Annotated in this window: 19 protein-coding genes and 1 CRISPR repeat array; of the genes, 11 read left to right on the forward strand and 8 right to left on the reverse strand. The window is 39.7% G+C overall.

What is annotated here, in order from left to right:
- Nucleotides 1-156: 156 nt before the first annotated feature.
- On the reverse strand, nucleotides 157-2,400 hold the full coding sequence (locus POV26_RS12100; protein ID WP_272856734.1) for a zinc-dependent metalloprotease: 2,244 nt from the start codon (nucleotides 2,398-2,400) through the stop codon (nucleotides 157-159).
- A gap of 181 nt (nucleotides 2,401-2,581) precedes the next feature.
- On the opposite strand from POV26_RS12100, the gene lipB reads away from it, so the two are divergent.
- Nucleotides 2,582-3,307, forward strand: a complete 726-nt coding sequence (gene lipB / locus POV26_RS12105) for a lipoyl(octanoyl) transferase LipB (RefSeq protein WP_272856735.1) — start codon at nucleotides 2,582-2,584, stop codon at nucleotides 3,305-3,307.
- 98 nt (nucleotides 3,308-3,405) lie between these two features.
- On the opposite strand, the gene POV26_RS12110 is transcribed toward lipB, so the two are convergent.
- Nucleotides 3,406-4,116, reverse strand: coding sequence for a hypothetical protein (locus tag POV26_RS12110; RefSeq protein WP_272856736.1), 711 nt, complete (start codon nucleotides 4,114-4,116; stop codon nucleotides 3,406-3,408).
- 359 nt (nucleotides 4,117-4,475) lie between these two features.
- On the opposite strand from POV26_RS12110, the gene POV26_RS12115 reads away from it, so the two are divergent.
- The 9 genes from POV26_RS12115 to cas2 all read left to right on the forward strand — a co-directional run bounded on the left by POV26_RS12115 (nucleotide 4,476) and on the right by cas2 (nucleotide 11,144).
- On the forward strand, nucleotides 4,476-4,637 hold the full coding sequence (locus tag POV26_RS12115; protein WP_272856737.1) for a hypothetical protein: 162 nt from the start codon (nucleotides 4,476-4,478) through the stop codon (nucleotides 4,635-4,637).
- Between the two features lie 31 nt (nucleotides 4,638-4,668).
- Nucleotides 4,669-6,321, forward strand: coding sequence for a tetratricopeptide repeat-containing sensor histidine kinase (locus POV26_RS12120; protein ID WP_272856738.1), 1,653 nt, complete (start codon nucleotides 4,669-4,671; stop codon nucleotides 6,319-6,321).
- Nucleotides 6,322-6,324: 3 nt separating this feature from the next.
- On the forward strand, nucleotides 6,325-6,990 hold the full coding sequence (locus tag POV26_RS12125; RefSeq protein WP_272856739.1) for a response regulator transcription factor: 666 nt from the start codon (nucleotides 6,325-6,327) through the stop codon (nucleotides 6,988-6,990).
- 486 nt (nucleotides 6,991-7,476) lie between these two features.
- Nucleotides 7,477-7,710 carry a hypothetical protein gene (locus POV26_RS12130; protein ID WP_272856740.1) on the forward strand — a complete coding sequence of 78 codons (234 nt, stop codon included), beginning with the start codon at nucleotides 7,477-7,479 and terminating at the stop codon, nucleotides 7,708-7,710.
- Nucleotides 7,707-7,985, forward strand: a complete 279-nt coding sequence (yidD, locus tag POV26_RS12135; RefSeq protein WP_272856741.1) for a membrane protein insertion efficiency factor YidD — start codon at nucleotides 7,707-7,709, stop codon at nucleotides 7,983-7,985. The genes POV26_RS12130 and yidD overlap by 4 nt, the downstream gene beginning before the upstream one ends.
- A 90-nt stretch (nucleotides 7,986-8,075) precedes the next feature.
- On the forward strand, nucleotides 8,076-9,125 hold the full coding sequence (locus tag POV26_RS12140; RefSeq protein ID WP_272856742.1) for a type I restriction endonuclease: 1,050 nt from the start codon (nucleotides 8,076-8,078) through the stop codon (nucleotides 9,123-9,125).
- Nucleotides 9,126-9,199: 74 nt separating this feature from the next.
- On the forward strand, nucleotides 9,200-9,574 hold the full coding sequence (locus tag POV26_RS12145) for a hypothetical protein (RefSeq protein WP_272856743.1): 375 nt from the start codon (nucleotides 9,200-9,202) through the stop codon (nucleotides 9,572-9,574).
- 365 nt (nucleotides 9,575-9,939) lie between these two features.
- Entirely contained in the window at nucleotides 9,940-10,824 is an 885-nt protein-coding gene (gene cas1, locus POV26_RS12150; RefSeq protein WP_272856744.1) for a type II CRISPR-associated endonuclease Cas1, read from the forward strand.
- A gap of 14 nt (nucleotides 10,825-10,838) precedes the next feature.
- Nucleotides 10,839-11,144, forward strand: coding sequence for a CRISPR-associated endonuclease Cas2 (gene cas2 / locus POV26_RS12155; RefSeq protein ID WP_272856745.1), 306 nt, complete (start codon nucleotides 10,839-10,841; stop codon nucleotides 11,142-11,144).
- A 105-nt stretch (nucleotides 11,145-11,249) separates the two neighbouring features.
- Nucleotides 11,250-14,115: direct repeats of the CRISPR family, unit length 36 nt; unit sequence AATATCGTGAATCCTAATCTTTAATCAAACCACAAC.
- Nucleotides 14,116-14,454: 339 nt separating this feature from the next.
- Here the strand turns inward: cas2 and POV26_RS12160 are convergent.
- The 6 genes from POV26_RS12160 to POV26_RS12185 form a co-directional block, all read right to left on the reverse strand.
- On the reverse strand, nucleotides 14,455-14,778 hold the full coding sequence (locus POV26_RS12160) for a GIY-YIG nuclease family protein (protein ID WP_272856746.1): 324 nt from the start codon (nucleotides 14,776-14,778) through the stop codon (nucleotides 14,455-14,457).
- Between the two features lie 76 nt (nucleotides 14,779-14,854).
- Nucleotides 14,855-18,238, reverse strand: coding sequence for a type II CRISPR RNA-guided endonuclease Cas9 (gene cas9, locus POV26_RS12165; protein WP_272856747.1), 3,384 nt, complete (start codon nucleotides 18,236-18,238; stop codon nucleotides 14,855-14,857).
- A gap of 222 nt (nucleotides 18,239-18,460) precedes the next feature.
- Nucleotides 18,461-19,297 carry a hypothetical protein gene (locus POV26_RS12170; protein WP_272856748.1) on the reverse strand — a complete coding sequence of 279 codons (837 nt, stop codon included), beginning with the start codon at nucleotides 19,295-19,297 and terminating at the stop codon, nucleotides 18,461-18,463.
- 42 nt (nucleotides 19,298-19,339) lie between these two features.
- Nucleotides 19,340-21,832: a DUF5686 family protein gene (locus POV26_RS12175; protein WP_272856749.1), complete on the reverse strand. Its 2,493-nt coding sequence runs from the start codon at nucleotides 21,830-21,832 to the stop codon at nucleotides 19,340-19,342.
- Between the two features lie 99 nt (nucleotides 21,833-21,931).
- Nucleotides 21,932-22,246 (reverse strand): four helix bundle protein, encoded by a 315-nt coding sequence (locus tag POV26_RS12180; RefSeq protein WP_272856750.1) that lies wholly within the window; start codon nucleotides 22,244-22,246, stop codon nucleotides 21,932-21,934.
- 130 nt (nucleotides 22,247-22,376) lie between these two features.
- Entirely contained in the window at nucleotides 22,377-23,354 is a 978-nt protein-coding gene (locus tag POV26_RS12185; RefSeq protein WP_272856751.1) for a pyruvate dehydrogenase complex E1 component subunit beta, read from the reverse strand.
- 395 nt (nucleotides 23,355-23,749) lie between these two features.
- Between POV26_RS12185 and POV26_RS12190 the strand changes: the two genes are divergently transcribed.
- Nucleotides 23,750-25,753, forward strand: coding sequence for a tetratricopeptide repeat-containing sensor histidine kinase (locus POV26_RS12190; protein WP_272856752.1), 2,004 nt, complete (start codon nucleotides 23,750-23,752; stop codon nucleotides 25,751-25,753).
- Nucleotide 25,754 lies beyond the last annotated feature (1 nt).

Consider the following 25,754-nt stretch of genomic DNA (forward strand, 5'->3'; position numbering starts at 1 on the left):
TGTTGGTTGTAGGATTGAAAATTGGTATTCATATCTTTGATTGTCAGTACTTAAAGATAAAAAATAACCAATTTTTAAGCAAGCTTTTTAATAGAAAAAGCCGCCCCAGGTTTTGAGACGGCTTCCTCTTTTCTTATAAGCAATTGTTATTAAAACTTAATTCTTAACAACCTTTTTGGTAGTTACTTTATTGCCGTTTTTCACAACAAGGAAGTACATTCCGCTTTCCACATAATTGTAATCCAATTGTTTGCTGAAGGTGTTTGATGCAGAAATATCGTCAAAAATAGATTGACCGATAATTCTTCCCCTTAAGTCGTATAGTGAAACCTCAACGTTATCGTCGGTAGCTGGCTTAAAAGTAAGGTTGAAAGTTCCATTTGAAGGGTTTGGATAAACCGCAAAATTTTCAAAGCTGAATTCTTCCACGCCCACAGTACCTGTTACGGTAATAACGGCATCATTTAGATCATAGAATATGTTGTTTGACGAAATAACCATCAACCTACCCGTTGTAGTGTTAAGGTTTGGTACGTTCACAACGGCACTTCCGTTGTTTGGCACGTTCAAGGCAACTGTTACCGGATACGTTAGTCCACCATCGGTAGAGAACATAATATCTACTTCAGGGCTATTCACTGGAGCTACGTCTGTTCCTGCAACATCCCAAGTAACGGTTTCCGTAGTTTGGGTAGTCCAAGTAGTGGGCGTGTTTTGTGAAGTAACTACAAAGGGGCCTGATGCACCATCAAATGTCAAAATCATATTGTCACTGTCAGAGGATCCTCCACCGGCTACGTTATCACGGACCGTCAGTCTAAAGTTCATATTTCTAGCTACAGAAGGCACAACTTCCCACGTGCTCTGAGTATTTCCTGCCAATACAGTTGCCAATGCTGGCATATATCTGTCTGGCGATGGCATTGGATCAATAGACCTAAATGCTGGACCTATGGTTGAAGTATTTTGTGGAGGCATGGGCGCCGGGTTATTGTTCTGTTGTTCCCAGCAATAGCTTAAAACATCTCCTCCATTGGGATCTACTGCAGATCCTCTAAGTATAAAAGGTGTTGATTTCGGAATAGTATAATCAGGTCCCGCATCTGCATCGGGCGGAAGATTGTTGGTTGGAGTTTGAACAGAGCATTGTCCTCCGCCAAACTTTACAAAGTTCCACATTTCATTAATACTGAAACCATGGAAATAATCGTCACTAGCATTTTGTACGTTAGGGGGGCAAATTCCCGCATAGCCCATAATGGTAGAGGCGCTTCCGGGCTCGTATGATGCACTCGATCTTTGGCAATTGTTGTTTTGGGTATGGTTGCCTCCGTATTGGTGCCCCATCTCATGGGATACATAATCTACATAAAAAGGATCGCCAATTGGGTTAGGCAAACCTGTTACACCTCGCGCCTTATTGGGGCCACAAGGAGATTGCAGTTGGGCAATACCGCCGCCTCCAGTAGTAAATACGTGACCTATGTCATAATTTGCGGCACCTATAATACCATCTATTTTAGCCTGTATTTGGTTGATTACATTTGAGGTATTATCCAAACCATCCGTAGCGGGATCTAAAAATATAATATCCTCATTGTTTGGTATAATTACCATAGTTATGGCAACATCTCTTTCATAAATTCCATTTACCCGCGTCATTGCAACGTTCTGTGCGGATAAAACCGCTGCCTTTTTAACGGCATCTGGAGCACCTGGATCAATACCCTGGTTGTTTAGGTGCCATTGGGAGTATTCACCATTAGCGGCCAAGGCCAATCTAAAAGTTCTTAGCATCCCATCATCGGCACCTCTGTGGTATTCCGAGTTTCCGTCATCGGCTGGTCTTGGGCCAATTGCATCTTCCACAAGGCAAACAAAAGGTTCAAGGGGAGCGGGCAAATCCTTTCTTGAATAGTTAATGTAGTATTGCTTGTCCTTTGTGTAAGGATCAATATAAACAGTTGGATAGTTTGGCGAAGAGATCATCACATGTACCCCAATATCCGAAACGCTAAAACGCGCCACAGCCGAGGCGTCCTCAATTCCCTGTGCCGCATAGGAGCGAATGTTGGGGTGCTGCGCTTGAAGTTCCGGTGCAAAAACAGAAGCTTCATACACACGGAAGCGCTGTATTTCGCCGTTGTTTGTGGGCAACTCTATTATTACATTGGAAGTGCCGCTAAATCTTTCGGGCGCATTTGCCAAAAGACTTTTAAAGGCAGGTGAGTTCAGTTTAAAAAGATTAAAATCTTGTGGCATACTGTTTCTGTATGCTTTTTGTCGGGTTTGCGTTTCAGATGGCGAAGCTTTCGTCCATAACGCACTCTGTGCGTGCAGCCCAAAGCTCAAAAGCAAAAGGAATGCGAACAGAAATGGTTTAAAGGTACTTTTTTTCATTTTAGTTGTAATTTATATGAATGTTTAGAACTGTAAAGATAAGAGTCTTATAGGAATTTAAGGAATTTTTAAGATGCTAAGTTTCAGCTTTTAGGCAAAAAAAAGCATAAAATCCGGAAAATGAATCCGAAAAAAGTAATTTATCAATAGTTTTACCCTCAATTTTAAAAAAACCTTTGCATTGAATAAATCCTTGGAAATAATAGATTTAGGATTAAAGGACTACCAAGAAACTTGGGATTACCAGGAATCGCTTTTTCAAAATATCCTTCAAATAAAAAGCAGCAACCGAAAGGAAAATCCACAACGGGACACGCCAAACTATTTCCTATTTGTGGAGCACCCACACGTTTATACCCTTGGCAAGAGCGGCCATATTGAAAATCTGCTCATTTCCGAAGAGAAGCTGAAAGCAATAAACGCAAAATTCTACAAAATAAACCGCGGTGGCGATATAACCTACCATGGCCCGGGACAGCTTGTAGGCTACCCCATCTTGGATTTGGAAAATTTTTTTACGGATATCCATAAATACCTCCGTTTTCTGGAAGAAATGATCATTCTCACCTTGGCGGAATATGGCCTAAAAGCGGAGCGGAGCAAAGGCGAAACGGGCGTTTGGCTGGATGTGGGCACCCCCTTTGCAAGAAAGATATGTGCCATGGGCATCCGGGCCAGCCGCTGGGTGACCATGCACGGTTTTGCCCTAAATGTAAATACCGATTTGGGGTATTTTGACCATATGATTCCCTGCGGAATAAAAGGCAAGGCAGTAACTTCCTTGAATGTGGAATTGGGCAAAGCCACTGTTTCTATGGAAGAAGTGAAAGAAAAACTGTTGAAACACTTCCTTGTTCTTTTTAAGGCGGAAGTGACACGGGAAGAAAAGCATCCCATTTCGTTCTGATAAACTCGCAACCCGCCATCCTGAGCAGCCTGTCCTTGGTGTAGCCAAAGAACAGTAGAAGAGTTGGGATTTGGAATTTGGAATTTGGAATTTGGAATTTAAAAATTGCCATTCCCACATATATACTTCCCAATCATATACCGCGTAATTGGTTTTAAGGTCTTCTCCGTTAGTGGATGCAGGCCATAACTTGTATAATATTCAAGGTTGCCGTCCTTGTTTTTGCCATACCAAATCCGAACGCTGCCATCCTCATTAAAAAACCGTGTTTCGCAGTTGGGAGTTACTTTTTCAAAATCGGTTATCCGTTCTTCCTTATACGCTTTAAGAGTTCCATGCTTCAGTTTTTCGGCATCAAAGGAAACTTCTACGTAATGTGTCCCTTCCCATTCCATCCAACGTTGCTTATTAAAATAATGATACCCAAAAAAGCCTATAATTGTTGCGAAGAAAAGGGCGATTGCAATAAACAACAATTGGTTTGTTTTCTTAGAAACTTTTCTATCCGCTATGGTTGTCATCCCTTCATCCTTACTATTCCTAACCACAAAAGTCCTGTAATCTTCATATCCTAAATAGTGCGCCAATGCGGTTAAAACTTCCGGGCGCGGAATTTGTATATCGGCCTGGGGATTTGTGATGGCCTTTTTGTACAGTTTTCTAAAACTCTTCTCCCCATACGGAAATACTTCCGAAACAATTTCAGAAATTCTATTCGCACATTTTGAATCTGAAGGTTCGCTATACCCTTCTTGGACCAATTCCCGGCGTGCTTTTTCAAAAGCTTTTAAAAGTAATTCCCTGTGCATTTCGGCTGCTTTTCAAGAGTTTAAAACTACAAATTTAGACGGAAAATACCCGGAAATTCTTTTCCACGACCTTTCCATTCGCTTTCCGGGGTTTCCAAACCATTCTTGCTTCATTTGTCCCAAGTATTGCAATGCCGCCCTGGGTGTAACAGGGTTTACAAAACATTTCAATACAACCACTGGAGTCGCAGCGTAAAGTGATCGGCCATAATGAGAAGTAACCTCTTGCTTTACTTCTGCACTCCACACTTCTCAAACCTGAAAGGGAAAACCCTTTTCAACACAAACGTGTTGCCGCTTAAAAATTCTGGAGAATCATCCGGACGGCCATACCAGTATCAACTTTTAAAATATATAAAATGAAAAAAACAGTTTTAATTTTATTTGGGATTTTCCTCAATCTGGGCATTTTTTCCTGTACCCCGCAAGCAATTTCAGGGGAAGGAAAGAGCACGCAAGCCTGTTGTGGCGATTATGGGCATATTCCGCCCCCGCCCCCATCGGGCAATGGTGGTGGATAAATATTTGCCAATTTGTTAGTACTTTAGAGGAATGAAAAACCTACCGCTTTCATTCCTCTTTTTTTGTTTGTGTTTGGCCTTCCCCGGGAATGCAGCCAAAGCCCAAGTTAAAACCGATAGCATCCCCTATTATTACAATCTCATCTTAAACCCACACCACAGTTCCGACATTCCCAATGGCCTTAAATTTTACCAACATTTAAAGGAAAAACATTTAAAGGAAGGCAAAACCTACCAGGCAATCCAAGATTTGAGAATGATTGCCATTGGCCAAAATACCATTGGCAATCTTTATGAAAGCGAAGTTTCATTGGTAGCGGCACTGGCCTTAATTGACAAATCTTCCCATCGCGATACCTTGACCCATTCGCAGTTGGGGCTGTACAATCAATTGGGCAATATTTATAGGCTTCAATTTAACTACACCAAAGCCATTGAAGCATTCAACGACGCCCTGCGGTTTTCAAAAAAACAAAGCGATAGCATTACCATTATCAACAACAAAGCGAATATTTTCAAGGATAGGCACGATTATAAAAACGCATTGGAGCAGTTAATGATAGCCTACAACAAAAAAAATATTGCCAAGGACCCACTTACCTTGGCTCTGGTGCTGGACAACCTGGGCAGCGTACAGGCAAAGCTCAATGATGCGGAGGCCCTGAACAACCTCCATGCAGCTTTGGATATCAGGAAGCGCAAGGATAATCTTACGGGAATGTATTCCAGCTACAAAAACCTGGCCCTGTATTATTTTGACAGAGCCAACAAAACACAAGCGTTGTACTATGCAGACAAAGCCTATGAAACGGCAAAAACCATCAACACGCCCAGCTTCGTTCAGGATGCCCTTTCGCTCTTTATAATTATTGAGGAAAATGAAAAAATGATTGCTTACCAAACAATTTCGGATAGTATTGAAAAAGAAAAACAACTGGCCCAAAACAAAAATGCCTTTATTAAATACAACCTTGGCAATGAAAAAAAGAAAACCGCCGATGCATTATTGGCAAGGGAAAAGGAAAAAAACCAAAAACTTGTTTTCATCATCCTTGGGGTAGTCATCGCCCTTACCGCTATTTTCATTTACCTTATGCAAAGGATAAAACATAAAAAGGAGAAAATAGTACAAGTCCACAATACGGAAACCCGCATTTCGAAAAAGGTGCATGACGAAGTGGCCAATGATGTGTACCATCTTATGGCGAAAATTCAGGGAAATGCCACAGATAGCGAAGAACTATTGGACGATCTTGAAAAGATATACAACAAAACGCGCGATATTTCAAAAGAAAACAGCGCCATTGAAATTCAGGAAAATTTTAGTGGCCAACTCAGCGACCTGCTGTTGAGCTATCAAACCGAAAAGGTAAAAATAGCGACGCGCAACATCTCAAAAGTGGATTGGAATACCATTTCAGAAATAAAAAAGACAACCATTTACAGAGTGCTGCAGGAATTGATGACCAATATGAAAAAACACAGCAACGCCACCGCAGTAGTGCTTTCTTTTCAGAAAAACAATAAAAAAATAAACATTGAATATACCGATAACGGCACCGGTTGCGAACTAAAAAACAAAAATGGGCTCCAAAATGCGGAAAACCGTATTAAAACGTTAAACGGAACTATTATTTTTGAATCAAAACCCAACAAAGGGTTCAAAGCAAAAATCAGTTTGTAAGCTATGTTCAAAAAAGTTTTGGTTTCGGAAGACCTTGGCAGCATCAGCAATGGTATAATTTCCGTTCTGGAAATGCTCCGTATAGACAATCATAAACAAGTGCAGTATTGCGATGATGCCTACTTGAAGATTAAAAAAGCAAATCTTGATGGCCGACCCTTTGATCTGCTGATTACCGATCTTTCCTTCAAGGCGGACCATCGCCAACAACAATTCCCTTCCGGCGAAAAACTCATAAAAGTGCTTAAGCAAGAATACCCCACGCTGAAAATAATAGCCTATTCCGTGGAAGACCGCCCCCAAAAAATACGGGCCGTAATGCTGGACGGCAAGGCAGATGCCTACGTTTGCAAAGGCCGAAACGGGCTAAGGGAACTGGACGAGGCCATTACTGCGGTATTAAACGGCAAAACCTATCTTTCACCCCAAATTAGCAACGCATTGCGGGAAACCTCCACTTCCGAAATAGAGGATTATGATATTAAAATTATGCAACTCCTTGCCCAGGGCCAGTCGCAAGAGGAAATTAGCCAAAATTTCAAGGAAAAAAACATAACCCCAAGCAGCCTGAGCGCAATCGAAAAAAAGATAGTTAAGCTTAAAAATCAGTTTAATGCCAAGAACTCCGTTCAGCTTATTTCTATTGCCAAGGACCTGGGGCTTATTTAAGGCAAGGGATGTTTTAAGCAGCTTCCGGAGAAAAAAAGTTCCTAATAATTTAGTCGTGTCCGATTAAGATGTAGGACCGCTTACTTCGACACGCCCAGCACAGGTCGCTGAAAGACATAAGACGTAAGACTTGCTTCGTAATAGGTTGATAATTAATTAAAATGGAATAGGCTTACTTTTAAATTGTCAAATTCCAATAGCAAATTAATCAGCAAGCTGTCACTCAATAAAAATTTTTTGAATGCCCGTTATCATTAGCTCAACAGAGTTTTGTAATATTTTAACCGGAAACTAATGATTCCTAATAATTTTTTGAAAAAAACCATCTCTTTACGGTTTTCCGTAAAATAAGTCCATCCACACTTTATAATTTAGCACAGGTGCGGCCATAAAATATTCTGGGGAGAATACGACAGCCGGACACAATCCCTTACAACAAACTGTAGGGGATTTTTTTCAGAGAACCCACGCCAAAATATATACCCTATGGAATATAAAGTAGTCCCTTTCAATACACACATAGATCATAAAACAGGTTTTGCCAAACACGTTGCGCTGCAGTTGGAACAGCTGATAAATAAATATTCAGAACAAGGCTGGACCTATTTACGGATGGAAACCGTAACCAATGCGGTAAGCGGAGATACTGGCTGCTTTGGCTTTAGCGCAAAACCTAGTTATACCTTGGTGGGGAATATGTTGGTATTTCAGAAGCAATGAAAATCCTTTTACTTTTTTTTATAAGATGTTACTGGTTTTTTATGCCAAGGAATAGGCGAAGAAAGTGCCTATTCAAAACTTCCTGCTCCCACTACGTTTATGAACAAACCAAGAAAAAGGACCTACAGGCAGGATTGCGGGCGCTCTATTTTAGAATCAAGAACTGCAACAGCCAGTACCAGATTATCGAGGTTGGCGGCGAAAAAATACTGATAACCAAAACCAATAAAATATTCCGGGAAAAGGAACTGAGCGAATATATTTTAAAAAAATAGGGGGCTTTACGGTTTTCCGTAAAGAAGTGTGGGGTGGGTGTCGTAGGTTTGGTTAGGAAATAATTTTGAAAACGGACAAAACAAATAACTATGGAACTACACAACCAACTAAAAGCCTTGGCCGATAAAATCCATCAGCTAAAAGACAAAATAGAAACCGAGGAATCTACCAAGCATGCCTTTGTATTGCCCTTCATTAATATTTTAGGTTATGACACTTTCAACCCAACCGAGGTAGTTCCCGAATTTACGGCCGACTTAGGTCTTAAAAAGGGCGAAAAGGTAGATTATGCCATTTTTCAAAATGACAACCCTATCCTTATAGTAGAATGTAAAAACTGGAAGGAAAACCTTAACGTGCACAATTCGCAACTGTTCCGATATTTTCACGTAACAAAAACACGGTTTTCGCTGTTAACAAACGGAATAGAATACCGTTTTTATACAGATCTGGAAGAACCCAACAAAATGGACGAAAAACCATTTTTGGAGTTTGACATTACCACAGTCAAAGAAAATATTGTCAATGAAATTTCAAAATTCCACAAATCAAATTTTGATGTGGCCTCAATTGTGGACAATGCCAGTTCCCTTAAATATACAAGGGAAATCAAAAGATTAATCTCCGAAGAACTCACCGCGCCTTCCCACGATTTTGTGCGTCTTTTCGCCAATAAAACATATTCCGGAAGACTTACGGAACGTGTAATGGAAGAATTCACGGAACTCGTCCAAAAAGCTTTTAACCAAACCATAAGCGAAAAAGTAAATGACCGTCTCAATGCCGCCATAAACAAAGAAGCCGAAAAACAACAGGAAGACAACATAGAAACCCAGGAAGAAGAAAGTAAAATTATAACTACCGAAGAAGAAATGGAAGGTTTTCGGATTGTGGTTGCAATCCTGAGAAGAAAACTGGCCATAGAAAGAATAGTACACCGCGACACCCAATCCTATTTTGGGATTTTGCTTGACGACAATAACCGTAAACCATTGTGCAGGCTCCATCTGAATGGAGGCAATAAATATTTAGGAATTATTGACGAACAAAAAAATGAAATCCGAGAACCAATCCAAAATATAGATGATATTTATAAATATGAAGAAGCCCTTTTAAAGACGGTGGATAATTATTTGTAAAAACTAATTATATTTAGTCCAATGATTCCTTTTAACATTTTTAGTGTTTCGACGGGAGTCTTAGAGTAAAAAAGATGCGGATTCTGCAATTTCTAATTTTCACGATTATATTAGGCTGCACCTCAAACAGCCCCGCCCAAACCGTCTATACCACAAAAACAGGCGAAAAATACCATACGGCAACTTGTCGCTATTTAAAATATTCCAAAAAGGAAATTACCTTGGAGCAGGCCATTGACCTTGGTTATCAAGCATGTTCGGTTTGTAAGCCAAGCTCAGGCCCCGGACAAGTGCAAAGCTTCGTGTCACGGCCAAGCCAAGGCACAACCCCTCAAGAAACCTCATCCCACAAAACCACGGCATCCCAATGCACCGGAAAGACAAAAGCTGGCAACCGCTGCAAACGCATGACCAAAGATGCCAGCGGAAGGTGTTATCAGCATTCGTAACTTCACTTTGTCATTCCGACGAAGAAGAAAACCAAAGGTTCACTCTATTCAATCACACCAATCCAAACCGGATACTTTGTCATTCCGACGCAGGAGGAATCGCATACCATTGATCCGCAAACCTTTATCCAACAGCCGGAAAGCTCACTCTTATGCGATTTCTCCCGCTGGTCGAAATGACAACACGACCCCCCTTCTTGTCATTCCGACAAAGGAGGAAATCGAAGATTCAATGGAGTTAAATCCCATAACCGTGAGCAAAGCAAATCTTCAATTATTTTAAAAAACCTGCCCGTTTACGGTTTTCCGTAAAGCAAAACCCCAGATATAACTTACTTTGAAAGCCAAAACATAAAAACTTTGGCATGCTAAAACGAACCCTCTTCTTCGCCAACAAAACGTCCATTACCACCAAATGGGAACAATTGGTGGTCAAAACCGAATCGGGAGAAAAAACCGTCCCCATTGAGGACATCGGTTTTATCGTAATTGAAAACCAGGAAATCTACGTTTCCATTCCCGCATTGAACAAACTCATAGACAATAATGTGGCCGTGATTTTCTGCGATGCCAAGCACATGCCCTCCAGCATGCTTTTAAACCTGAACGGCCACCATACCCAGCAGGAACTGTTCAGCAACCAAATAAAAGCCTCCGAACCCTTAAAAAAACAATTGTGGAGACAGATCATAAAAAAGAAAATAAAGCACCAAGCCCAACATTTGGAAAAAACGGCCAAACCTTTTGAGGTACTGAAATTCCACGAATCAAAAGTCTTGAGCGGCGACACCGATAACCGCGAAGGCGCAGCAGCAGCACATTATTGGAAACATCTGTTCGATTTCGAGTTTAAAAGGGAGCGTTATGGCGACTATCCTAATCCATTTCTCAATTATGGCTACATAGTATTAAGGGCGGCTGTGGCCAGATCGCTTGCGGCAAGCGGACTTCTCTGCACCTTGGGAATCCACCATCACAACAAATACAATGCCTTCTGTTTGGCAGATGATGTTATGGAACCCTACCGCCCCCTTGTAGATGCCAAAGTATTGCAGATAATGAACGATTATAAGGAAAATGAACTCACCACGGACATTAAACTGGCCTTGCTCTCCGTACTCACGGAAACCGTATATTTCAAAACGACCAAAAGCCCATTAATGGTCGCTCTTTCCCGTACCGCCAGTTCCCTACAGCAATGTTATAACGGAACGGCAAAGAAAATCAGCTATCCAAGGTTATGGAACTAAACGGGTATCGGATTATGTGGCTATTTGTATTTTTTGACCTACCAACGGAAACAAAAAAAGATCGGCGCAATGCGGGACTTTTTAGAAAAAACCTCATCAAGGACGGTTATACGATGATGCAATATTCCGTTTATATCAGGCACTGTGCCAGCAGCGAAAGTGCAGACGTACACGAAAAAAGGGTTCATAGATTATTGCCGCCCTTGGGCAAAGTGAGCGTTTTGCGGATTACCGATAAACAGTTCGGCAACATCATGAACTTTTGGGGCAAGGCCGAAGTGCCCAAAGAGCCACCGCCCGCTCAATTGGAGTTGTTTTAAAACAAAAAAACGCCCCAATCTTGCCTTATCACAACAAAAAAGGGGCGTTTAAATCCGCGATATTTTACGATAATCTTTTGATACTTAGAAGCTAACAGCGCAACCAATATCGTGAATCCTAATCTTTAATCAAACCACAACGGTCTGCCATTAGAGAAGATTATGATGAAGAATATCGTGAATCCTAATCTTTAATCAAACCACAACTTTATTTATAGACGACCCTAATTGTGATATAATATCGTGAATCCTAATCTTTAATCAAACCACAACTTGTTGTTTGTTGTAATTGTTTTACAAATGAATATCGTGAATCCTAATCTTTAATCAAACCACAACCGGATGGATTGGGTTCGTTTCTTCGGGGCTAATATCGTGAATCCTAATCTTTAATCAAACCACAACCAAGGTAGTGTTGTTTGTAACGCTGCGTATAATATCGTGAATCCTAATCTTTAATCAAACCACAACTGAATTGAACGCATTTACAAAATTAATAGCAATATCGTGAATCCTAATCTTTAATCAAACCACAACTGGTTAGGTAGTTTTATCGTAACCTGCGGCAATATCGTGAATCCTAATCTTTAATCAAACCACAACTGCCCAAGGATTTAATTTCTGTATTTCAATAATATCGTGAATCCTAATCTTTAATCAAACCACAACTGTACCGTTACAACTCTGATTTAGCAACAAAATATCGTGAATCCTAATCTTTAATCAAACCACAACATAAACAATTTTTATAACAATGAACAAAGCAATATCGTGAATCCTAATCTTTAATCAAACCACAACACAAAATCTTTAATTCCTAAATCACAACCTAATATCGTGAATCCTAATCTTTAATCAAACCACAACAAAATCGGCAAGTTCTTTCCATAAAGGAGCAATATCGTGAATCCTAATCTTTAATCAAACCACAACGAGGCATGGGAGCGTATCAAATCCTGCCCGAATATCGTGAATCCTAATCTTTAATCAAACCACAACACCCTCTTGTTTTTTATTTTCAGGGAGAGGAATATCGTGAATCCTAATCTTTAATCAAACCACAACACAACGGCTCTGGGTTAGGTGATAACTGGGAATATCGTGAATCCTAATCTTTAATCAAACCACAACGATCCCGATTTGCTTATTGATGATTTTCTAATATCGTGAATCCTAATCTTTAATCAAACCACAACACCAGTTAAAGTATAACCACCCCCATCTTAATATCGTGAATCCTAATCTTTAATCAAACCACAACAAATAGGCACCCCCAATAATAGAAAATACTAATATCGTGAATCCTAATCTTTAATCAAACCACAACACCACCCAATAAAGACTGCCCCGAGTAGATAATATCGTGAATCCTAATCTTTAATCAAACCACAACTTAGTAATAATTGTGATGCTCCGCAATTTAATATCGTGAATCCTAATCTTTAATCAAACCACAACGTAGAAGTGGAAACACTGTAGTTGAAACAAAATATCGTGAATCCTAATCTTTAATCAAACCACAACGAAGCGAAAGTTCTTCAGGAATAAAGATTTAATATCGTGAATCCTAATCTTTAATCAAACCACAACGGCTTGCTCGGTATATATCAAGCGCAACCAATATCGTGAATCCTAATCTTTAATCAAACCACAACTATGATGAGCATCATTGCAATTCCGCATTCAATATCGTGAATCCTAATCTTTAATCAAACCACAACTTGAGATGTCGAGCCTTATATAAACCAATAATATCGTGAATCCTAATCTTTAATCAAACCACAACAGGCTCTCCGCTTGGGTCTCTTGTTAAGGCAATATCGTGAATCCTAATCTTTAATCAAACCACAACATTTATCTCGTGCGTTCCTATTCTCTTTTTAATATCGTGAATCCTAATCTTTAATCAAACCACAACAGGTTTGAATCTGTACCCGCACTAACTAAAAATATCGTGAATCCTAATCTTTAATCAAACCACAACTTTTTAGTTACTCTGGAGTAAATTCGGCATAATATCGTGAATCCTAATCTTTAATCAAACCACAACAGATGAAAGTGAACATAAAAACGAAGTTTGAATATCGTGAATCCTAATCTTTAATCAAACCACAACGGATTGAACGAAAAGATTTTAAGCATTAAAAATATCGTGAATCCTAATCTTTAATCAAACCACAACATGATTGACGGGGACTACGAACTTACGCTAATATCGTGAATCCTAATCTTTAATCAAACCACAACATCAGCAGTAGCGTATAAAACATCCTTTGCAATATCGTGAATCCTAATCTTTAATCAAACCACAACGATTCCACGTTGTAAATAACTGGAAGCGCAAATATCGTGAATCCTAATCTTTAATCAAACCACAACGGCATAGTTATATGGGCTTTGTTAAATTGGAATATCGTGAATCCTAATCTTTAATCAAACCACAACAATATCTATAAAATTTAGTCCTACATCCAAAATATCGTGAATCCTAATCTTTAATCAAACCACAACACCAACTAAAAAAGACTGCCCCGAGTAGATAATATCGTGAATCCTAATCTTTAATCAAACCACAACGAATAAGGCGTAGGGATTATCGTCATACTCAATATCGTGAATCCTAATCTTTAATCAAACCACAACCTTTTGATCGTAGGTAGTCTGAATATGATTAATATCGTGAATCCTAATCTTTAATCAAACCACAACGCAGCCGCTCTTGTTTTTGCAGCCGCCACGAATATCGTGAATCCTAATCTTTAATCAAACCACAACAGTATGAAGAAATACTATTGAACGATAATAATATCGTGAATCCTAATCTTTAATCAAACCACAACACAAATATAGATAATAATAGAGGATCAATAATATCGTGAATCCTAATCTTTAATCAAACCACAACACCTTAATACTTAATAAATGAATTATTTCAAATATCGTGAATCCTAATCTTTAATCAAACCACAACGGAAAACCGTCGCGACAAAAACCAAAAGGTCGGTTTTCCGTTGTGGTTTGGTGGTTTAAGATAAAGGCTTTATGTCAATGAACATCGTTTTGTCATTCCGACGCAGGAGGAATCGCATCCCGCCGAGCCGCTAACCCTTATTCAACAGCCCGGAATCTCACTCTTATGTGATTTCTCCCGTTGGTCGAAATGACAAGTTCAGCATTTTTTTGTCATTCCGACGAAGGAGGAATCACATCCCGCTGGGCCTCCATCCCTTATTCAATAACCAGAAAGCTCACTCTTATGCCATTTAACTGCGTTGAACCTTCGGTTTCTCCCGTTAGTCGAAATGACAAGTTAATTGCCCAAAAACCGATCCTCCAAAAACTCAAAAGTTTCATTGAATGAGCGAATCAAAGCTAATTTCTTATCCCTGCGCCAGCCCTTGAGTTCCTTTTCTCTGGCAATGGCTAGCTGCACCCAAGAAAACGCTTCATAATAAACCAAATGCTGTATTTGATATCTGGATGCAAACGTTTTAATCCCTTTTTCAATATTTTCTTGGTGTTGCCGCAATCGTTTTCCAAGATTATTGGTCATCCCAATATAATAGGTGGAACGATACTTATTCGTAATGATGTAAACGTAATAGGTATGGCTGCCTTCGTTAAATTCAATCATAGTATTTCCTTCTTACTCTTATGACATTAATTCCATTGAATCTACGATTTCCTCCTGCGTCGGAATGACAACTAATTCATATTCTTTCTATTTTTCCGGAAACCGAAACTTTTACTTTTATTGGATTATGTGTTATCCAACCTGTTTTACCTTGTCCAAAACTTTGTATTCTTCTAAAGACATTTGAATTTGTATCTTTATTTTGAGTGGCATCATAATTTAACCTAAATTCATAAAAGCCAGAAGATAAAGTTTGTACTTTAAACAAATGATTACACAAATTTGCATTATCAGGATTTTCCCAATCAATTTCCCCCTCATCAATCCCCAATAAAAACATATCATTAATCTGCATAGTGGTTACAATTTCTGAACCGTCCGGCGGCAATTGGTAAACTGGAAACCCTTTCCGCTTGCGCTCCACAACCGTCCAAAATGTGACCACATCTTCCTTGAGATTACCTTTGGCATCCTTGTAAATAAGAACGTGATGGTTGTTTCGAGGATTTACCCATTGATTGACATCATCCTTCAACTGCTCGGCACCGCCAATATTTTCTTTCATCCTAACCTTTAAAACAGGGACGGGGTTTCCATTTTTATTGGGAAGGAATATCTGTGGATGGCTCACACCATTTTCATCGATCTCAAAAAAAGTATTGGGTGGAATTTTTCCCTTTACATAACCTCCCAAAAAATGAATTCGTTTAAATATCAAATGCTTTATGGTTTTATCTACTACTTTTTCCAATTGCTTTTCAGTTATCAGGCTCTCAATAGGTTTTCTTACATGAAAAGCTTCTTCCCCAAAAGGTGCTTTGCGCTTTCCAAAAACAGTTTCCTTATGCAACTGCCCCCGCGCAGCAACACCTAAATTCTTATGGACTTTGTCATTTTTTTCAGTTTTATGGGTACGTACGGTAATAATGTTATTCTGCTTTTTATGTGAAACCAAAATACCGTCCACGGCTTGTTCGGCATCGTAACGAAAAGAATCCCACGGCAACGGAAAACTTGAACTCTCAGCCTGCCTATCATATCGGTTCCATTTTGAAAGCTCTTGCAGATATCGGGTTTTGCCACAGGCCATTACCAATGCATCTATGGCATGATGTCGGTGGTCTTCCCTTGTTTTTTCATTTTCATCATTTAAGACTGAATTCAATCCCCAAAAGTGCCGAAGGGTCGCCGTCATTTGTCCCGGCGCCACTGTTACCTTTTCACAAATCTGCTTTAAATAGTTCTTTGCTTCTTTGCTGATATAGCGGGTATCATTCAACTGACGGGTTGTAAAATCATCATCAAACTTTTGCTGTACGAAGCGTTTGAATTTTTGATATGCCTTGGGATATTCCTTGGTGTCCGAAAACAATTTTAATGCGCGCTCCTTTATTGTTAACCAATTGGCTTCATCGCTGCCATAAAATTCAAATGGGGTACGGTCGCCTTTTTTTCTGTTTTCATCTGCCCAACACAAAGTCTTGTTCATAAAACTATCATTAAGCGAACGGCTCCAAGGGTGAATGTGCTCAATCTGCACCTCGCCAGTAAAGAGTTTGTGAACAGGAATGGTCACTCCTGTGTAAGGGCAAGTCTTTTTGCATTCTTCCCAAAGTTTGTATTTAAGCATGTTGTCGTGTGTAATCCGCTCTCCCAGTCGGTTCAATTCATCTTTAATGCGGTCGTTTTCCCGTTCCAAACGTTGTTGTTCCCTTCTTATCTCGTTTCTTCGTGTTTTTGAAATCTTTAGGTCGCGTGCCATTTCCACCTTTATTTCGTCAAACTTTCCGTATTCCTCAATCAGTTCATTGACTAATCTGCGCACCTCAAAAAGGGCAGTAATCACAATTGGATTTCTAATGGCCTGTATTTCGTTATCGGCTTCCTTTCCCACCGGTAACTTATCCAAAATTTCTTCAACATTGATAGCTGTGGAATGGTGATACAGCTTGGCGAGCTGTTTATCGGTCAGATTGTAATCTTTTTTCAGTAGCGTTTTAAGGGTTTCAATATAACCTCCGGAAATTTTGGACCGTACAATTTCGGGCACATTGTCTAAAAGGAAATTCTTTTTTTCCTCTTCCAATGTTTCCCAATCCTTGCCAAAGGCATTTTTAATTCCTCCCAATGCAACTGAAACATCATACGTGAAGCCTAACTTCAGAAAAGGAAGGATGTTATTGATGGCCTTTCGGCTTAAGTTGGCATAACCATCCTTTAAATTAAATTTTGAAATCGCATCGGCTTTTTCGTCATCAAAACCCCAATGCGCAATTGCATATTCCTTTACCTTATCCTTACTGTCAAAAAAGTAAAGTATATGCCAAATATCTTCCTGTTCCTTTTCCGAAAAATCAAACCACTGCTTCCCAAAGAATTTTTTGTGGGATAAATTTGAAATGGTATGCGTTCCCACAATTTTATCTTCATCTTTATAGTTGAATTTATAATTGGCATCAACTTTACCAATCGCTTTCTTCAAATCTTTAAAGGAAGGTTTTTCCTTGCTCAATAATATAGCAATCATCTTTTCACGTTCCTCCTGTGAAATCTTTTTCCCATTGCATTCCACAGTATTTACCCATTCGTAAATACGCCGCATTTCATTGGAAATGGCACTTATGGGAGATTTTGTTTTTGAAGGCTCAAAAGAGCAGTTGCCAACCAAATGTTTTTGCGAACGTAATGGCCGTTGATGAAACAAAACACCGTCCTCATCATAACCATCCTGTTTTCTACCACCAATGATGGTTTTTAAATTATCGGTAAGTTCTGAATGGTATTGCTTTTGGTGTTCCCAAATAGTCTCAAACTCATCCACATACATCTTTCGGGTAGTGTAGCGGTTTCGAATGCGCTCTAAACCTTTTACAAAAGGTTGCTTTTCTTTTGGGTATATTTCATATAAATAAGCACCCAATGTTTTATCTTGAATACTTTCGCGGGTCTCGTCAATCCCTATTTTACCTTCCTTGGGGTTGCCTTTAAAAATGGCTCCGTCGTCTTTGCCACCTTTACGGCTATTGCTCAAAAATCCTCGTCTTTGGATTAAATGATAGAATATCCTGCCTAATTCCTCAAGTGATATTTCTTCGGTCAAAGCCTTATTCCGAAGTTCGTATGGATTGAGCGCGAACCAAGTTGCAAGTTTTTGGGATGGGAATTTCTTGGTCTGCTTCCAATTTTTGAAATCATCTTTATTCAAAGGACACATCCCATATTCGGAAAGCGTTTTCAATAAAATTTTCTTTCGCAAACGTCTTCTAAAAAACTGTCGGCGCACACCTCTTGCCCCAGTTCTACTTGCATTTTTGGACATTTCATTTGTGCCGTCGCCCAAATTATCCACTCCCATTGGGAATATCCTACTCCCCATTCCCAAAATATCCTGCTCCTCGTCATCAACAATCGCCCACCCAATAGAGTTCGTCCCTAAATCCAATCCTAATATCCTTGCCATATCGTATAAATTTTATTTATTCTTCTAAACTAATAAAAAACATTTTACTCCCTTTACGGTTTTCCTCATTTGGATAAAGAAAATTTTTAATTATATTTGTCTTAGATTAAATTTTCCTAATCTTTAATCTTATCACAATAAGGCTATATGCCGTAGATGAAAATCTTTAGTCCCGCTTCGGTGGGACTTTTTTTGTTGCAATCTGGATATAAGGGAATAGGATTAAGAAGTTTTACCAAAAAAATCCTCGAAACAGTCGTTCCTTTTTGCCATTTCCTGAAATTCACGATATTTCCCCAAATGAAGCTCCCTAACTATTGCCTGAAACTCATCTATGCGTTGCCACGTTTGTGGAAGGTTGTCAAAAAGGATGTCATAGGTAATCATGCATGGCATTTCATCTCCCATTGTGTTCGGTACCAGAAGAACGTCGTATTTGGCCAAAAAACAGTTATGGTTGGTCAATAGTTTTGCAATTCTCGGTTTAGCGCCATTATCGCCAATTTTCATGACATTGCCATATCCAAATTCCGGAAAATCATAATTGGTCATTTGGATGAGCTTTTCAAAATAGGCACACAATATGTCCTCATCGAGATTTTTCCCTTCGATTTGTTCCTTGTACATACGTGGGCCAAAACAATTTCCCCTATGAGGCCCAAAAGATTGTATATCTTTCCCATTTTTCATCAAGAGCGTAAGTATGTGTATGTCACGGCAAAAGCTATCATAAATCCATTGTGTGTCAGAAAACAATTCCACATTTACAGCCTTCTTTTCCCAATCGATAATCTTGGCATCGTCCAAAAGAAGCATCGCCTGCGAAAAAAAGGAATCCATGATTTCAAAATCGGCCTTATTCGCCAAAGCGACCTTGCGCACTTCGAACCCTTTCTTTTCAGGGCCAAAATCCACACCGCGGGTGGACCGTCCTTCCACAAAGGCATAAAAACGATCATTCCCGTAGTCCCGGATAATAATTCCCTCGCGTTCCAGGTTCTGTTTGATATTCCGCAACGGAATTTGCTTTTTGGTCTTTAAATAATAGCTATCGCTCATGTAATGGTTTGAAAAAAAATATATAACCTCTTTCTGATTTCATCAAAAGCTAAACCCAAAAACCCCAGTAACCCCAAAGCTGCGGGCCCCGGGATTATCCAGATAATTTCCACGGAAATTGAAGTCGAGCCTAAAGACACGGAAGATGTTGCCCACGCCCACGCTCCATTCCCAATAAATGTCCTCGGGGGCGCGGTAAACAATATTGGAGGCATTTAAATCCTTATTCTCTTGTGATATGGAACCGTAAACGGCCCTAAAACCAACAACCTCACGCAGATCCAACTTTCTAAGCAACGGTATCCTGGAGAAAATTCTCCCTCCAAAATTGTGCTGCAAATGGAGTGAAGTATAGGTGTCGCTCACAAATTCGTAATAATCCAATTGCGTAAAACTATTATAAATACTAAAATACGTCTGGTTTCCCGGGATAGGATTCAGCAAACTAAGCGGAACCGCACCAATGGTCGTCCCAACCTCAACAGTCGAGAGCAAACGCCCCAAACCTCCAATATTCCATGGCTGCGTGTATAGCGCCTGTAGCTTCTTGTATTCAAAATCGCCACCCATAATGCCTTTTAAACCATAACTATAACCAGCATAGAACGACGGAAAATCACCGTCATTTATAACAGTGCGCTCAACACCATAGCCAGAGGTTTTCCTTCCGGGAGCGTACAAAAAACCGAGTTGTATTTCAGCTTGTTTCAGTTCGCTTTTTGTTTCGCCCGTAAAAACGCCGTTCTCCATTACCTTATAATCAATACTGAACGTTTCGGTAGCAGATTCCAAGGTTCTATAAGAGCCCGTAAGGCGCAGGATAAAGTTCTTCCATGGCTCAATATCAAACCCCACGGTAGTGAGGTTTATTCGCGAGAGCCTATCGTTAGAACCAACAGACAATAAGGAGGAAGAGGCAAGACTTCTGCCCAAAACATCGGTACTATTGGTAAGGCTGGCACCTGTTTGCTCCACATCGCGCCGGTTGCCGCCAAAAACGGTAAGCCGCGATTTTCTGTCCAAGAGCCACTTGGCGCTAATTCCGTATTTAAACCTATCATCCTTAAAACCATACGCCCCAAAGCCTTCCAGGCGCCAGGGATCATTTTGACTGAAATACGTTCGGCCGCCCAAGCGTATTCGCATTCCTTCCGCTTCATTGAAACCGAAAATGGAAAATACCGGGCCAATGTCAAAATTATTTACCTCGTAATAACCGCTCGCCAAGGTGGCGCCTATATTGTACAAAGCCTTGAAACGCCGAACGGTTTTAAGGGTGTCCAACATTTTGTAAACGCCCTTTTCATCCTTGCTCAGCTTTTCCATCCGGTTCTTTTCCCAAAAATCATCCGGTCGGTTATACACTTCATAATTATACGGATCTACCTGCTGCGCATAAAACTTTTTATCTTTTGGAATGTTGAAAACATAATTGTCGTATAACGTGGTCCGCTTGCCATAAACACCTTTTGCCTCTTCCTTTTTCTGAAAGCTGAAGTCGCTCATAAAATAATCCCGTGTAATCAAAAAGATGGAATCGTTCAGCACGTCAAATTCCTGTTCAATATACACATCGCGCACCCAGTTTAGGTTGGCGCTTTTTGAGGCCTGCAAGTTAATTTCCTTGATAGCCCAAGTAGTGTCGTTTACCCAAAAATCACCTTTAAAAGTAAGTTCGTTTTTTCGGCGTGGGTAATACACAATATTGTAGCACCATTTATTGTCGCGATAGGCACTGTCGCGCAGCACATAGTTATAAACATCTATCCCGGTGCGGGAAAGCGGACTGGTAAAGGCCTTATCAAAAAACTTTAAATAATTGTCATAAACATCGTATTCGCTGTAAAGATCTTTTACGAAAGCAATGAGGGTTTGGTTATTCTCAAAACCGGAGTTTTTGTTTCCCTGCAACACTTCCTTTTCTTCATTAATCGAATTATCGCCATACACCTTTGAAGCAGCTTCGTTGATAAAAATAGGCAGATAGGTATTCCCCGTAACTTTTGAAGTATCGGTCTGCTCAAAAACAAATTCCATTCCTTTGAAAATCCTACTTTTCATAAGGGCACTGTCAATAGTGTTCAGGTCGAACTCCAGTTTTTCGTATTTGTCGTACTGATATTGTTTGAATTTTTTTACGCCGTTCTCCCTTCTATTCTCCCAAATCTTCCGAAGAATATCAATAGCGGGATTGTTCTTTTTTGAAGTCTTTCCGCTGTAAACCACCACCTCGTCCAGGACATCGGCACTTTCTTCCATGACCACTTCCATATTGTAGGTAGTCCGCGATGTGAGCTCCACCTCTTTGGTAGTATAGCCTATAAATGAAAAAAGAACGGTTTTGTAGGTTTTGTCGCTTTCCAAATAAAAACGACCGTTTTCGTCGGAAATAGTCCCTTCCTGCGAATCCTTAAAAAGCACATTGGCAAAGGCCACCGGATAGCCCGTTTCGTCCTTTATAACACCGCTGACCTTGGTTTGGGAATATACCGAAGCACTTAAAATAAAAAATAAAAAATAAAAAATATGCTTCATATATAAGTTGGGGCTAAGCGATAAAATGAAATTCCAAATCACAAAAAACAAATTCCAAATAAATTACAATTTTTAAAAAACAAAATTCAAAAAGCACAATTAGGATTTATCAATAATAGCCGAAAAGATCTTTTTTAATTCTGTGGCTTCTTGAATCAAATCTTTGGCTTGTTTTTCATTTGGCAAATCATTTGTTTCAGCAATTAATCTAAGCCAATAAACACTTTCCTTTGCTTCTTTTCTACTTATTTTAACACGAAATTTGAAGTCTTTTTTGCTCAACGCCTCATTCGCTTCAATATAATTTGCCCCGATGGAGCCGGAAGACCTTACCAATTGTTTTGAATCTTCAACATTGGCAATTGTCATTTTTAAATTCTTAATGAAAATACGAATGTCTTTCGCAAATAACAAAGTCCGTTCTTCCAGGTCATAAGGTTTATTATTTGAAGATTCCGACATTATTAATTAACGTTTGATTTTTGTTTTTTGGAATTTGCTTTTTGAAATTTATTTGTTATTTGGTGCTTGGTGCTTGGAATTTTCATTTATAAAGAACCTTCTTAACCGCCTTAACAACATCTTCGCTATTTGGCAACCATTCCTCCAATAAAACAGGGGAAAATGGAGCAGGAGTATCAGCAGTATTAATCTTTACAATTGGAGCATCCAAATAGTCAAAAACCTGGTTTTGGACTTGGTAGGTTATTTCAGTAGCAACATTTCCAAAAGGCCAGGCCTCTTCCAAAATCACTAAACGGTTGGTTTTCTTTACCGATTCAAAAATGGTTTGGTAATCCAAAGGACGAACGGTACGCAGGTCGATGATTTCACACTCGATGCCGTCCTCGGCAAGTGTTTCGGCAGCTTTGTAGGCTTCCTTTATTATTTTTCCGAAGGAAACAACGGTTACATCGCTCCCTTTTCGCTTTATATCTGCCACGCCAAGGGGGATTAGATATTCGCCTTCGGGCACCTCGTCCTTGTCGCCGTACATCTGCTCACTCTCCATAAAAATTACGGGGTCGTCATCGCGGATGGCACTTTTCAACAAACCTTTTGCATCGGCGGGGTTGCTGGGCACCACTACTTTTAGGCCCGGACAGTTGGCATACCAGCTCTCAAAAGCCTGGCTGTGCGTGGCGGCAAGTTGCCCTGCGGAAGCAGTTGGCCCCCGGAAAACGATAGGGATATTGAACTGCCCACCGCTCATCTGGCGCATTTTGGCGGCGTTGTTAATTATTTGGTCAATCGCTACCAGCGAAAAGTTAAAGGTCATATATTCAACAATGGGCCGGTTGCCGTTCATGGCAGAGCCGATGGCAATTCCCGAAAAACCATTTTCTGAAATGGGCGTATCAATTACCCGTTTAGGGCCAAACTCGTCGAGCATGCCCTTACTGGCCTTATAGGCGCCATTGTACTCGGCCACTTCCTCGCCCATTAGATATATGGATTCGTCGCGACGCATCTCTTCGCTCATCGCCTCGGCTATTGCCTCTCTGAATTGTAGTGTTTTCAAAATATTACTTATTAATTATTTCTATTTTTTATTCCCAATAAATTCCAAACCCGCTAAATACGCAACCGAGTTCCCTTCCCTCTCACCTCAAACCTCTCACGTCTCACGTCTAACGTCTAACGTCTAACGTCTAACAAACGGACAACAAAAATAAAACTAATTATTGGTTTGTGCTTAAAATTTGGTTAAATGGTGGTTTTTGTTCTGTTTAGACCGAAAATTTAAAATCCCTAAAAAGAGAAATTTCGACTGTGGGTCAATTTCTTAATGAAAAAGTAGCCATTCCTGCTGAAAATTGTACGTTTTTGGATGAAAATATGCGTTTTTGAATTCCTTGAAAATTATTTGATTAACAGAATTTTAACTTTTATTTTTATACACTGACCCTTCAGCCTATGAAAAGAATTTTACTCCTCACTTCTTTTTTTATTGTTTCCTCATTTTCCTTTTCGCAGCAGGGGAGGATTGATAGTTTGAAGGCGGTTTTACATGCAACACATAACACAACCGCACGGCTTAAAATTCTAAAGAAACTTTGCGAAAAATCTTCTGAAATTAATGCGCTGGAAGAAACCCAAATTTATTATGATGAACTTTTAAAAATTGCCAACGAGACCAAAGATGAAAAAAACTTGGTTTATGGGTATCAACTTTTGCTTAAGGAATTTGAAAAAAAGAGAGATTCTATTAAAGCGTTGGAATATTTTCATAAGTCACATAAAATCAATTTAAAAAACAAAGATTATTTAAATCTTGCTAAGGATTACAACGGATTGGGAGGAATTTACAACAAATTTCAACTTTATGAAAAAGCCGAGGATGCTTACACAAAGGCCTTGGATATCTGCTCCCAGAATAACTTAGATTATATAGGCAAGGTTTATATAAACTTGGCTATAGTCAATCAAAACCAAAATGATTATACCATATCGACCCAATATGCATTAAAAGCAAGAGATTTTGCTGAAAAGAAAAATAACCTAAAAGAAGAATCGGATGCTTTGGGAATTATCGCGGGCAATTATATGTGGTTGAACAATAATGAAAAAGCTGAAGAATTTTATAAAGAAGCATTATTAATATCGGAAGGAAAGGACTTCTTTCTTACCAACTTAAACCACTACAGAGGTCTGGCCACAACCTATTCACGAATGAGAATTCCTGACAAAGCCCTGGAATACAACTTTAAGGCTTTAAAAATGTTAGAAAATTATGGAGACAGAATATATATCCTTGACGTAATGATAAGCATAGCTGGTACTTACAATAGAACAGGAAACACTAAAAAGGCCTATGAATATTATTATAAAGCCTTAAAAATCGCTAACGAATTAGATAGTAAGGCCGGTAGGAATGCTATTGAAGTCAATCTTACTTTTCTGAAAGTAAACGAGGGAAAATACAATGAAGCAGAAAAAATAATTTTAAAAACCTTGAATGATACCATTGATAGAGTGGCTTTGCCAGAAACATCTGAAAGAAGTGCCTATATTTTGCTATCAATGATTTATGAAGGCAAAAAGGATTTTGAAAAATCACTGCATTATCACAAAAAATATTTTCGCTTGGCCTATGATATTTTATCCAAAAGCCAATCAGAAAGTGTGGCTGAACTCGATACAAAATACCAAACCGAAAAAAAGGAAAAAGAAAACCTCGCCCTAAAAAAACAGAACGCCGAAAAAGAACTTGCGGTGCAACGCGCCACAAACCTTAATTTAACTTATGGTATCCTGGCAGGCACCGCCATACTCGGCCTCATCGGCTTTTTTTATTATTCCAAAACCCGCCGGCGCAAATTGCGGGACGAGCACATTATAAGCCTGGCCCGCGCCAAACAAAAAGAACACGAAAAAATAGGTGCCGACCTGCACAGCACCAAGGCCAAGGAACTTGAAAAAATTGCGGGCGCACTGGAAGAAAAAGGTGAAATGGAACTCGCCCGGCGAACCCGCGACATTAAGGAAAACATCCGTTTGCTTTCGCACGAGCTTTTTCAGATTCCATTTTCACAGGAAGAGTTTGACGACCAGATCATAAACCTATTGTACGACTATAACAGCAGCGCCCTCAAGATTACCCACGACGGCATAAGCTCAATAAAATGGGCCGAAGTGGACGACACCATCAAACGAAACCTGTACCTAATTATCAGCGAGGCTATTTCAAATATTAAGAACCATTCAAAGGCGACGCAGGCTTCCGTCAAATTCCAAAAACGAAATAAAAAGATTGACGTAACCATAACCGACAACGGCATTGGCTTTACGGACGAAGACCTTAAAAAAGGCCACGGCATCGGCAACATGCGCATGCGGGCGAACGAGATAAAGGGAACCATCAGGTTTGATGCGGTAAAAAACCAAGGCAGCGAAATAGGAATTTTTATAACCCTATAAT

The sequence above is a fragment of the Aequorivita todarodis genome (genome assembly GCF_028561335.1).
Lineage (GTDB): Bacteria > Bacteroidota > Bacteroidia > Flavobacteriales > Flavobacteriaceae > Aequorivita > Aequorivita todarodis.